At 53.8% G+C, this 11043-nt stretch carries 14 protein-coding genes and 1 pseudogene; 1 reads left to right on the top strand and 14 read right to left on the bottom strand.

The features are described from left to right. The 4 genes and pseudogenes from Q2B33_RS24610 to Q2B33_RS20700 all read right to left on the bottom strand — a co-directional run. A pseudogene (locus Q2B33_RS24610) lies at positions 1–79 on the bottom strand (F0F1 ATP synthase subunit C); the annotation flags it as partial. Between the two features lie 57 nt (positions 80–136). Next, positions 137–877: a F0F1 ATP synthase subunit A gene (gene atpB, locus Q2B33_RS20710; RefSeq protein WP_300563696.1), complete on the bottom strand. Its 741-nt coding sequence runs from the start codon at positions 875–877 to the stop codon at positions 137–139. A gap of 77 nt (positions 878–954) precedes the next feature. Beyond that, positions 955–1443: an ATP synthase subunit I gene (locus tag Q2B33_RS20705; RefSeq protein ID WP_300563698.1), complete on the bottom strand. Its 489-nt coding sequence runs from the start codon at positions 1441–1443 to the stop codon at positions 955–957. After that, positions 1409–1696 (bottom strand): AtpZ/AtpI family protein, encoded by a 288-nt coding sequence (locus Q2B33_RS20700; RefSeq protein WP_296461027.1) that lies wholly within the window; start codon positions 1694–1696, stop codon positions 1409–1411. Before Q2B33_RS20700 ends, Q2B33_RS20705 begins: the two co-directional genes overlap by 35 nt. Positions 1697–1892: 196 nt before the next feature. Between Q2B33_RS20700 and Q2B33_RS20695 the strand changes: the two genes are divergently transcribed. Then, positions 1893–2372: a DUF402 domain-containing protein gene (locus Q2B33_RS20695; RefSeq protein WP_300563701.1), complete on the top strand. Its 480-nt coding sequence runs from the start codon at positions 1893–1895 to the stop codon at positions 2370–2372. A gap of 291 nt (positions 2373–2663) precedes the next feature. Here Q2B33_RS20695 and Q2B33_RS20690 read toward each other — a convergent pair whose 3' ends face one another. The 10 genes from Q2B33_RS20690 to cdiI form a co-directional block, all read right to left on the bottom strand. Continuing rightward, positions 2664–3833: a cell wall hydrolase gene (locus tag Q2B33_RS20690; protein ID WP_300563703.1), complete on the bottom strand. Its 1170-nt coding sequence runs from the start codon at positions 3831–3833 to the stop codon at positions 2664–2666. Positions 3834–3877: 44 nt separating this feature from the next. Then, positions 3878–4507 (bottom strand): uracil phosphoribosyltransferase, encoded by a 630-nt coding sequence (upp, locus tag Q2B33_RS20685; RefSeq protein ID WP_300563705.1) that lies wholly within the window; start codon positions 4505–4507, stop codon positions 3878–3880. Positions 4508–4593: 86 nt separating this feature from the next. Then, positions 4594–5031 (bottom strand): ribose 5-phosphate isomerase B, encoded by a 438-nt coding sequence (rpiB, locus tag Q2B33_RS20680; protein ID WP_300563707.1) that lies wholly within the window; start codon positions 5029–5031, stop codon positions 4594–4596. Between the two features lie 113 nt (positions 5032–5144). Then, positions 5145–6242, bottom strand: coding sequence for an L-threonylcarbamoyladenylate synthase (locus tag Q2B33_RS20675; RefSeq protein ID WP_300563709.1), 1098 nt, complete (start codon positions 6240–6242; stop codon positions 5145–5147). A gap of 62 nt (positions 6243–6304) precedes the next feature. Next, complete coding sequence (locus Q2B33_RS20670) at positions 6305–7765, bottom strand: ATP-binding protein (RefSeq protein ID WP_300563711.1); 1461 nt, start codon at positions 7763–7765, stop codon at positions 6305–6307. Positions 7766–7954: 189 nt separating this feature from the next. Next, positions 7955–8287: a hypothetical protein gene (locus tag Q2B33_RS20665; protein WP_300563713.1), complete on the bottom strand. Its 333-nt coding sequence runs from the start codon at positions 8285–8287 to the stop codon at positions 7955–7957. A gap of 32 nt (positions 8288–8319) precedes the next feature. Further along, a complete protein-coding gene (locus Q2B33_RS20660) occupies positions 8320–8715 on the bottom strand; it encodes a hypothetical protein (protein WP_300563715.1) in 396 nt (131 codons plus the stop codon). 61 nt (positions 8716–8776) lie between these two features. Beyond that, positions 8777–9268: a hypothetical protein gene (locus Q2B33_RS20655; RefSeq protein WP_300787148.1), complete on the bottom strand. Its 492-nt coding sequence runs from the start codon at positions 9266–9268 to the stop codon at positions 8777–8779. Between the two features lie 2 nt (positions 9269–9270). After that, positions 9271–10242, bottom strand: coding sequence for a hypothetical protein (locus Q2B33_RS20650; RefSeq protein ID WP_300563718.1), 972 nt, complete (start codon positions 10240–10242; stop codon positions 9271–9273). A 271-nt stretch (positions 10243–10513) separates the two neighbouring features. Continuing rightward, entirely contained in the window at positions 10514–10876 is a 363-nt protein-coding gene (cdiI, locus tag Q2B33_RS20645) for a ribonuclease toxin immunity protein CdiI (protein ID WP_300787145.1), read from the bottom strand. Positions 10877–11043: the final 167 nt, after the last annotated feature.

The following is an 11043-nucleotide window of genomic DNA, read 5'->3' as shown; positions in this document are numbered from 1 at the left end:
CAGGTCCGATACCGGCGATAACTGCCAGACCTGCGCCAATTGCGGAACATCCTAAGATAAAGTTTTCATTGAAATCCATTCTTTTTTCCTCCTAAAATTATGAAAATGTAAATAAAAAACTGCTCTTTCCGCACTACTATCTTCTAGTGCCATCACCGATCTCGTTCGAAATGTATGTCATGGTCAGCATGCAGAACACATATGTCTGGATTGCCCCTGAGAACAGGTCAAAATACACATGAAGCGCTGCGGGCCATGCCGTGGCGAACCATCCCAGCAGGCCGTACAGCAGTGCCATCATCGCCGTTCCCGACAGGACGTTCGCGAACAGACGCAATGACAGTGATATCGGCACCGCCACCGCGCTGATCACATTGATCGGCATCCAGATCGGCAGCCAGGGCGGCAACGGAGAACACAAGTCCGTCCAGATCGTCATAGGCTTCTGATATTTCCATTTATTGATGTGAATCAATGAAAACGTCAGAAGCGCCAGCGGCAGCGTCACGCCGTAATCGGCTGTAGGAGGCCGCAGACCCAGCAGACCTGATATGTTGCTGACCAGGATGAAGATAAAGATGGTGCCGATATAGTTGAAGAACTTCGGCGCCGCCTGTCCCATGGTGCCGCTGACCATACCGTCCAGCATCTCCACGATCATTTCCACCACATTCTGAAAGCTGCCCGGCACCTGCGACGCTTTCGCCATGCACCGGTTAGCGGCAATGGCAAAGGCCACCAGCAGGAGCATCACGATCAGGATGCATATGTGCGATGTGGTGATCCAAACGGGATGCCCGAAAAAGGAATACTGAAACACCCCATGGATATTGAAATCGACCTCTGCCCCGCCAGACAGCAGAATTCCATGTCCCATACTCTCACCTCTCTTTCCTTATATATTTTGCACTTCCTTTCGCCGTGCCGTGACGCTTCCGCCGGATGGCGGCCCGTCTACTGCCCGGCCGGGATCTCTCCCTCCTGTGCCGCAAGCTCCTCCTCCGAAAGGGGGATGGGATCCTCCTCACGGAACAGCCTGTTGCACAATTTATGAGTAATCGGCTGAAGATATGCCGTTACTTTCAGGCCCATATAGCCCAGGAAAAAGACCAGGGGGTCCATGGCGTCCATCAGGGTGACGATCACCAGCACCGCCGCCAGAAGGAAATAGCGGAACAGATACCCTCTCGTCACAATTCCCCCGGCATTGCCGCCGCTAAGCAGCGCCCTGTCCAGCGTCCGGCACATATGAATCGAGCCCGCAAAGGCAAAAGCCACGCCGAACCACAGGCTCAGTGCATACCTTCCCTGAAATACGCCGTATCCGCACAGGGCCATGACCAGGGCCCCCGCGATCTGGCAGACCAGCCCCCAGAAGGCCATGCCGATATGCATCTCCAAAAGCGTCCTATTCATCCGCCTCGCCGCTTCCACCATCTTCATCCGCAACACCCTGCTCTCTGTCCGGTTCCTCCCCGGCACACATGCGCCTGGCCAGACGGTACACGTTCTGCCCGCCCGCCACGGCCCCAATCGCAAAAAAAAGAATGGTAATCCAGGAGGTTCCAAGCTTTCTGTCCAGCCACACCCCCAGCGCGGACATCATACAGATGGGCACCAGCATGTTCAGGCCGAACTGCGTGATCATCGCCAGGGATTGGTACACTATTCTTTCATCATCGTTACGCCGTCTCATACAGATACCACCGACTCTGCCATTCCATAAACATGCGGGCCAATCGCGCTCCTTTCTGATTATACTCATTTTTACCGGAAATGTCTAGGCCAATTACAGTATTTGTCATTTTTTCATCAGGAAATTTTCGCTCCGCATTGACTAACCTCCTCCGCCGCAGTATCATGGAAAGAACATATGAAAAAAGGAGCCGCCTATGAATATCTCCAGAATCTACCGCAAACGAATCATCCCCAAAGACCTCATCCCCCTGGATGACGACATCATCGTCGCCCAGGACGAGGAGACCCTGGTCACCAAATGGAAGACGCTGAACCCCAAGACCGCTTTCTCCCACGGCTGTTCCTGCTTCTTCCTGAAGGAGGGCATCAAGGTGAGCAAGGTATACCGCAGCGACGGCTCCGTGCTGCGCTGGTACTGCGACATCGTGGACTTCTCCTTTGACCCGGAGGAGGGGAGCATGACCTACACGGACCTCCTGGCGGACGTCATCATCGATTCCCAGGGGCTGGTGAAGGTGGTGGACTTAGACGAGCTGGCGGAGGCCATGGAGCACGACTGGATCACAAAAGAGCAGGCGATACGCTGTCTCCAGAATCTGAATCGTCTGCTCACATTGATATACCGGGATAAGTTCGACAGGCTCCAGGCCAGGCTGGAGGGACTGGGGCTCTAAGTGTGTAAAGACCTTCTAAGCGGCCAAAGTACGCCCGCTAAGAAGTTCTAAGTCACACACGAAAGAACCGCAAGAGAAGCGATTCTTTCCACGGTTTGTACGCCGCAGGCGGCATGACGGGAAGTGTGAGAAGAAGCTCTGGGCGGCCAAAACACGCCCGCCAAGAAGTTTTAGGCTCGTGAGCGAACAAGTCCGCTTAACGAGCCAATCTCACACAGCAGAATGCCCGAAGTGCATGGGCATTCTGCAAGCGCGCCGTTTGTGCTTTGACTTGCACCGGCTGCCGCCGGGTCAGTAGAACACATGCCCGCCGATGTTGATGCCGCTTAAGCCCTCGATGGGGGTGCGGAAGAACACGCAGCTGCCCACGTTGGTGACGCCGGACATGGCCGCGTCCGCCGCCCTGTAGCAGCTGTCCGTGGCAAGGTCGGCGGCAAGGGCCAGCTCCAGGCGGCCGCTGGCCACCGGTGAGAACTGCCCGCCCTGGTAGACGACGCCCACCACCGTGTCCGGAAACTGGGAACTGAGCACCCGGTTGATCACCACGCTGCCCACCGCCACCTGTCCGTCGTAGGGCTCCCCGCCGGCCTCGCAGTAGATCAGGTTGGCCAAGAGCTTCCTGTCCCCCTCGGCGAAAGCCACCTCTGAGATGTTGCGCCAGACGCCGTTGGCCGCCGCCTGGGACAGGGCGATCTCCTCCGCCAGCTTCTGCCGCAGATAGTCCAGATCCTCTTCCTTTTTCTTAATCTCCGCCTCATAGGCCAGGGCCTTTCGCTCCGCGTCGGATATCTGGTTGGAATACTGGTTGATGGAGCTGGACGCCTGGTCGATCAGACCGGAGACCTTGTCCTTCTCCGCCTGGGCCTGGGCGATCAGTTCCTCCAGCTCCGTTTTTTCCGTCTGGAGCCTGGCCTCCTGCTCCTCGATCAGCACGCGGTTATCGATATAGGTATCCAGCATCTTCTGGTCATAGGCCGCCACCTTCTCCATCTGATCCGCCAGGTTCAAAAGCCCCGAAAGGCTCCCCGCGGTGAGCAGCGCCGCCAGGTAGCTGTCCTCCTGCCTCTCGTACTCGGAGCGCACCATGGCAGCCATGCTCGCCTTCTGCCGCTCCTCCGTGGCCCTGGCCTCCTCCAGAGCCTCCAGGGTGTCCGCTATCTCCTGCTCCTTCTCACGGATCCGGCCGTCCAGCTCCTCCAGGTTCGACACCACCGCATTCATCTGGGTATTCAAATAAGACAGCTCCTTTTCCAGGCTGTCCCGCTTGCCCTCCAGATTGCCCAGGTTCTCCTGGGTCCTGTCCAGTTCGTCCTGTAGGGTGTCCTTCTCTTTCTCCGTGCGGTCGATCTCCTCTTTGGTCTTGCTGGTAGCAGACACAAACGCCCCGTCGGGGACAGGTTCAAATGCCGCCATCAGAAGAACCGCTGCCAGGACAAGCCCTGCCCGCTTATAAATCCTCAAGCCATACACCGCCTTCCACAGTGTGCATAGATTTTCCGGCCCTATTATTTGGTGCCGAAGATGCGGTCGCCCGCGTCTCCCAGGCCGGGGACGATATAGCCGTGGTCATTCAGCCTCTCGTCCAGCGCCCCTACGTATACATCCACGTCCGGATGGGCCTCCTTCATGGCCTGTATCCCCTCCGGTGCCGCGATGATGCACATGAAATGGATGTTCCGGCAGCCCTTCTCCTTCAGCATCCGGATGGCCGCCACGGAGGAGCCGCCGGTGGCCAGCATGGGATCCACCACGAACACCTCCCGCTCCGCGCAGTCCGCGGGGAGCTTGCAGTAGTATTCCACAGGCTTCAGGGTCTCGGGATCCCGGTAGAGGCCGATATGTCCCACCTTGGCCGCGGGAATCAGGTTCAGCATGCCGTCCACCATGCCAAGTCCCGCCCGCAGGATGGGCACAATTGCCATTTTCTTGCCGCTGAGCTCCTTCACCGTGGTCTGGCAGATCGGAGTCTCGATCTCCACATCCGCCAGCTTCAGCTCTCTGGTGGCCTCGTAGCAGATCAGCATGGCAATCTCGCTGATGGTCTGGCGAAAGTCCTTGGTGCCGGTCTCCTTTTTACGGATGAGGCCGATTTTGTGCTGTATCAGGGGATGGTCCATAATATATACGTTTGCCATTTTTTTCTCCTATTCCGGTTCCGCATATATCCGTCCACCACCATTTCCCCGCATAGGATATATGCTGTTTCCAGTTCCGTATCTTCTTATTTATCTGCTTTTTCGATAAGGTCGATTCTTCTCTGGTGACGGGCCTCGCCGGAGAAGGGGGTGTTCAGGAAGACGTTCACGATCTCCAGGGCCAGGTTCTCCCCCACTACGCCGCCGCCCAGCGCCAGCATGTTGGCATCGTTGTGGAGCCGGGTGAGCCTGGCCGTCAAGGTGTCCGCGCACAGGGCGCAGCGGATGCCCGGGTGCCTGTTGGCCGAGATTGCGATGCCGATGCCTGTGGTGCAGACTACGATCCCCTTCTCGCACCGCCCCTCTGCCACGGCCTGGGCCACGGCATGTCCGTATACCGGGTAGTCGCAGCTCTCCGTGCTGTGGCATCCCAAATCCTCACAGGGGATGCCCGCCTCCTTCAGATGTCGGATGATGCGCTCCTTCAGCGCATAGCCGCCATGGTCGCTTCCAATCGCTATCATGCTTCCTTTCCCTCCTTGTATTTTCATTCTGTCTTCTTTGTTCCTCCGCAGCTTCGCGGCATCTCATGTCCGTCTGCCGCAAGGCGGCTTCACACAAAGCACCGCGCCGTCCTTCAGCCCTCCGGACGGGAATCGCCCTCCTCGGCAGGGAGCCTGACAATCCTGTGCCCCGCCGCCTTCCGCAGACGGTTCATGATAGCCTGTCCCAGGCCCTGCTCCGGAAAGCTCTCGGAATAGATGCTGGCCACCTTCTCATCGTCAAGCTCCCGCAGGACGGAGAACAGGTTTCTGGCGATGTCCTCCTGCGCCCTGCGGCTTCCAATACATTTTACCACATCTGCACGGTATTGTTCAAGTACTTCTGTGGTACCGATGACCCCTGTCTTCTCCCCTTTTTCTCGGTCTTCCTCCACATGCCGGTTGATGTAGGCCACCACCTGCTCCGGCTCCCCCTCCACGATCACCAGCCTCCCCTCCGGCGCGTAGTGGCGGTACTTCATCCCGGGCGCTTTGGGGGCCTGGCCGCTGTCCGAATCCAGGATTGTGACATCTATGTCAACTTTTCCCAGAACGTGATCCAGCATCTCCTGGGTCACATAGCCTGGGCGTAGGATGCGAGGCGACTCTTCCGTCAGGTCGATGATGGTGGATTCCAGCCCTATGCCCACCTGCCCGCCGTCTATAATCATCTCTATCCGGCCCGCCATGTCCTCCGCGACGTACCCGGCGCAGGTGGGGCTGGGCTTCCCCGAACGGTTGGCGCTGGGGGCGGCCACATAGCCGCCGCTGCACTCGATGAGCCTGCGCGCCACGGGGTGGGAAGGGAAACGCACCGCCACGGTGTCCAGGCCGCCGGTGGTCTCCCGGGGGACTGCCGGGGACTTGGGCAGTATCATGGTCAGGGGGCCGGGCCAGAAGGCGTCGGCTATCTTGATGGCTTCTTCCGGCAGTTCGCTGACAATCTTACGGATGTCCTCGAAGCGGCAGATGTGGACGATCAGGGGATTGTCCGAGGGCCTGCCCTTGGCGGCGTAGATCTTCCGGGAGGAGGCGGGGTTCAGGGCGTCTCCTCCTAAGCCGTATACGGTCTCCGTGGGGAATGCCACCAGGCCGCCGCTTTTGATGATCTCCCCGGCCTGGCGCAGGCCTGACTCCTCCTGGGCCGTAAGTTCAGTGCCGTTTTCATTTATATGGATCAGTTTCGTCTCCACGCTTCTTCCTCCCGGGCGGCCTTTGCCGCTTTTTGCCCTACGCTAAGTCATTTTACTTTCAGCTACAACTTCCCGCTCCGTCCTTCGGCCTCCGCCTTACCCAATAGATAAAGGAACGCAATGGCCGGCACGCGCATAATCGGTGTCACTGTTTCATGTCTCGTGACGCCAAAATCATCCAGCCGCTTGGTAATCAGAAACGCGCTGGCCACTTTGGACTTTTCATCCTGGCACAGCTCCACGATTGCGTCCGAAGCGGCGATGTGGGAATTCCCCCGGTATTTCACTTCGCAGAGGACCTTCTCCCGGGGCAGCTCCACTACCACGTCCACCTCTTTCTGGTTGTCCTTTGCCTTTCTGAAATAGCCTACCTGCGCCATGGTGCCCTGATAGAAGGAGACCATGTGTTTATAGACCGCGGTCTCCACCATGACCCCAAGCTCGCCTTCATCCGAGAGCACATCGTCAATCATCAATACCGCGTTTCGGATGGCGGCATCCGCGATGAAGATTTTGGGCTTTCCCTTCAGTGCGCCTTTGCTTCCCACATCCATCGGTTTCGCCACGTAAATGAGATTCGACATTTCCAGGGCCTGGATATAGCTGTCAATGGTACTGACGGAGATATTCTCCAGCTCCTTTGCCGCCGTGGTGGCATTGAAGATCTCCGCGGTGTTCATGCACAGGTAGAGGAACAGCTTTTCCATCAGAAGCGGGCTGCGGATATGGAAAAGGCTCAGCACATCCCGCTTGATGACCTTATCCACCACATCCTCCCTGAGCATCCTCTCCGCATAGGCATCGTCGTCAGACAGCACGAGCTCCGGGAAGCCTCCGATGGTCAGATAGCGGTTGAACTGGTTGGCAAGCGGTCCAAATCCGTCCAGAAGATCCCCCAGCCGGGCATGATCCATTTTCACAAGCCCGGAAAGACGGCAATCGTCCGGCAGCTGCGGTTCGTCCAGTTCCAGCAGCCTGCAGTATTCATAGAATGACATGGTCGGAATCTTCAGGACGCTCCATCTGCCGGTGCCGCTGTCTGCGGAATTCTTTTCCAGGATAGGGCTGGCCGACCCTGTGGCCATCAGGCGGATGTCCTTCCTGCTGTCGTAGATGACCTTCATCCAAAGCTCCCAGTTCTCGGTGTACTGCACTTCATCCAGGAAAAGATATCTTGTCCCCTCTATGGGGTACAGGGACTCATAAATGGACAGCACGCTCTCCACATTGACCAGCTTCAAAATGGGATTGTCGAATGTGGCATACAGGATATTCCGGGGATTCACGCCCTCGTCGATGAGGTGCTCCATTATCTGGTACAGTATCGTTGTCTTCCCCACGCGCCTGACGCCGGAGAGCACCACAAAGCGGCGGATGCTTTCATGCTTCAGCATTCTGAGGGCTTCATAATATGCCAGGCGCTTCTGGGGCTTGCTCTCCTCTCTGATTGCAGAGGGCATGCGCCACCAGGGATTGTACTGCCTGAGCGCCTTGATGACCTGTATATCGCTGACTATCGCCATAGCTGTGCCTCCGTTCCTTTTGCGGTGAAATATCTATTTTATACCTTGGAAATGGATTTTCTGTTTTCTCGTTATATTATAACAATAGTCCAGATAGATTTCAATATATAATTGTGTTTTAGTCATCCGGGGGGGGGCGGAGTTCTTCCCATGATTACACTATTTCAGGCGATATTTCCTCTTCATATTTTATGCCTCGATAAACTCGTCTAATGTTTCACTATCTATCCACCCTGACCTGTTGTTTATCTCGAAAAGCCTTTCATATCCGTATTTCCGTATCAGAAAATCCCATCCTTCCTTAGAGACCACAGCCAATAGAATCTGCATATAGTCAAATAGCTTCTCCACATTATCGGAAACGGAAAGGTCGTCCGAAGTGAATGGAGTTCCCTGTGGAAGCGGGTATACATAAAACGCCAGCGCACTCATATTTATTTTCTCCCAAAATCCCAGTCGGTCATCGGCATCAGCATTGCTGCTCCGGCTTCCCAGGAGCAGACCATCGATAGAATTCTGCACATCTTCCTTGCTTGGGTATCATATGTCCGTCCTTAATCCCTTGAGGCATGGGCAGGATTTTTACGGTTTTCAATAAACTTACTTACTGATTTATCGCTTTCTTTGCAATAATTTCTGCTTGTGACCGAGCTATAATTCTCCCTGATATACGACAATAGCATCAATACATTTTCCAGCCTTAGATGTGGCTGAATGTTCAGGCCGCTCCTGACGCATGCTATCCATCCAACGCTATATACCTCATTTTCCTTCATGAATTTAATCAGCACATCGCTTGTGTCGCTGTATCGTTCATACGAAACGATAAAGCTTATCCCGTCACCTAAAAAAGAAATCGCATAATCTTTTATTTTGCTTGTATATCCCTTATCATACAGAAAATCTGCTGATTTGACGATTCTTTGCTTTTCGTTTTCAGTCATTCTCATATTCGTTTCTCCATTTTTCCATAAATGAGAGCCTTGATTTGGGGCAGCTTCACTCCCTGTATTACCTGTAACATACCGCTCTGTCAGCAATGACATCCTGAAAGCAGGCTCTGCTCCATATTCCGGATTCATTGTTAAGCAATACAGGCTTATCCTCCCTAAAAAAGCACATTTCTTCTCCCCCGCACCATACCAATATCGCCTCTTCGTTCAATTCCTCAGTTAAATCAAACAGAATCCTCAACATGACACCATATCGCTTCTCAATATCGAAATATCCCTTATCCATTCGAAATTGCAAAGTCCTTTCAAATGTAAAATCCTCTGTAAGAAATGTTGTTTCCCAGGAATTATACGGATAATTTCCCACATCGAACAGAAATAAATAAAAACCGATTTCTTCACTTAGGTCAATGCATATTCCTTTGGCCTGATGCTCTATCTTACTGCAGGAAAGCCCCAGCGATTCTATTTTTTTGACCAGGATTTCTATCGATAGTTTCCTGTCTTTACATAAAAGCGTATACTCTATTGCCAATTGTGCTGTCTCCATTTCTACAAGCCATGAATGCTGTCCCGTATGGCCTCAAACTCCTCCATGGATATCGCGCGGCCTCTGTATTCATACCTGTCCCCGGCTCCGTATTCCATCCCCTCATACCCGGCGCTCAGCCTGAACCAGTCCGTGAGGCAGCCGCATCCGTCATATGTCATGACCCAGTAGTATTGTCTTCCGCCATGGGTCAGGTCGGTTTTCACCACCACCCGCTTCCCATCCAGTTCCGCGACACAAGATATCTCTGTCGTGAATGCCGTTTCCAGGACTTTTACCACCCTGTCCCCCACTGCATCAAAATACAGGCGTGCGCCCGCATAGCCATGCATGATGAGTTCTTCCTCCCCATCGTTATCGAAATCCACGTACTCCACGCCTTCCCACCAGGGCTCTCCCGCTGTGGCCTCTTCGTTAATCTCTGCAAAATTCCTTCCCCAAAAGCCCTGCTCCGGTGTCTCGCATCTGCTTTCCACGCACTCCACCGCATTCGCTTTTCCGCTTACGAAATCCTCCATTGCCCTGCGGGCATCCGGCATGCGCTCCATGTTCTCATATGCCGTTTCCACATCCTCATATAAATAGGTACAGCAGACCAGGCAATCGTATCCAAGCTCCGCCAGGCGGTCCGAAAACGTTTCATTGGTTATCTCTCCCCCTGCGTCATAGGTATTCCATGTATAACCCTCGTCGTCTGCCGCCAGTTCCATGTCAAACGTCCCGTCCCCGTAGGCAAGATAATAATCCCGGCGCTTCCCGCCATCCTCTCCGTGGACGCGCACCAGCCCTTTCCTGAGCGCATATTCAAACCAATAGAATATGGTTCCGCTGTCTTCCATGCTCTCGATTGCATATCTCGTTCCGTAGGCGTTGGCCCTCATCCCTTCGTCCGGTAGCGGAACCCTCTTTGCCGCAGAGCCGTCAAAAAAGTACATCTGATACTCCCCGTCCTTCAGAATCAGCAGCTCTGGCACACAATCTCTATCCAGGTAAATGAGCGCCGCTCTTCCCCCCTGCATCCCGGCAAAGACTTGATTGTATGCATCAAGAAATGTTGTCCCCAGGTCTGATGGTTCCGTCTCCGCAGGAACTGGCTCTTCTCCGGGAGCTGGCTCTCTTTCAAAAGCCATCCCCTGGCAGGCACAGAGCACCGCAGCCGCAAACATGCATAACAGACAGAGCATACCATGCTTTTTCTTCATTTCCAAATCCGATTTCCTTTCATCCTTTCATAATCCACCCGGTTTATTGAACGATTGCTTTTAAATATTTATCTGAAAAATCGTCCAGCAATCCATTCACAATGTCGGCTTGTTCCATATGATATTTTACATATTTATCACATAGAATTTTTAGATAATAATAAAGCGTTTTAAAGTCAATGACTACTTCTTCCCCGCTATACAAGGCAAACTCTGCTCCATCCAAATCTTCTCCATTCGCCTTATCAAAATCATCCAGATCCTCCGGCAATGTACAGGCTCCGTATTCTTCTCCAAAACCGTTTCCCTTGCTTAGGGCTTTTAGTACTTCCAAGAATCTTTTTTCTTTGACCATGTTCATAACCATCAGAACAGGCATATGGCTATCGTCTAACAATTCATTCATGCCCAATCTACAGTTCATCTTTTCGTTCGTCGCCTTCCTATTCACATTTATACCCAATTCAATCTTTGCCCCTTGATGGCAGACCCATAATAACGTCCACTATTTCCTGATATTCTTCATCTGATAATATTTTAGCCCACAAACCATAATGAACCTCATAAAATTCT

It is taken from the genome of uncultured Acetatifactor sp., from assembly GCF_948601915.1.
Lineage (GTDB): Bacteria > Bacillota > Clostridia > Lachnospirales > Lachnospiraceae > Acetatifactor.
This window is presented reverse-complemented; position numbering and strand designations above follow the sequence as displayed.

Excerpts from the sequence above, each read along its gene's own strand:
- Q2B33_RS20705 (WP_300563698.1), bottom strand. The coding sequence starts at position 1,443 with ATGAAGATGGTGGAAGCGGCGAGGCGGATGAATAGGACGCTTTTGGAG.
- Q2B33_RS20700 (WP_296461027.1), bottom strand. The coding sequence starts at position 1,696 with ATGAGACGGCGTAACGATGATGAAAGAATAGTGTACCAATCCCTGGCG.
- rpiB (WP_300563707.1), bottom strand. The coding sequence starts at position 5,031 with ATGATAGCGATTGGAAGCGACCATGGCGGCTATGCGCTGAAGGAGCGC.
- Q2B33_RS20655 (WP_300787148.1), bottom strand. The coding sequence starts at position 9,268 with ATGGAGACAGCACAATTGGCAATAGAGTATACGCTTTTATGTAAAGAC.
- upp (WP_300563705.1), bottom strand. The coding sequence starts at position 4,507 with ATGGCAAACGTATATATTATGGACCATCCCCTGATACAGCACAAAATC.
- atpB (WP_300563696.1), bottom strand. The coding sequence starts at position 877 with ATGGGACATGGAATTCTGCTGTCTGGCGGGGCAGAGGTCGATTTCAAT.
- Q2B33_RS20695 (WP_300563701.1), top strand. The coding sequence starts at position 1,893 with ATGAATATCTCCAGAATCTACCGCAAACGAATCATCCCCAAAGACCTC.
- Q2B33_RS20670 (WP_300563711.1), bottom strand. The coding sequence starts at position 7,765 with ATGGCGATAGTCAGCGATATACAGGTCATCAAGGCGCTCAGGCAGTAC.
- Q2B33_RS20660 (WP_300563715.1), bottom strand. The coding sequence starts at position 8,715 with ATGAGAATGACTGAAAACGAAAAGCAAAGAATCGTCAAATCAGCAGAT.
- cdiI (WP_300787145.1), bottom strand. The coding sequence starts at position 10,876 with ATGAATGAATTGTTAGACGATAGCCATATGCCTGTTCTGATGGTTATG.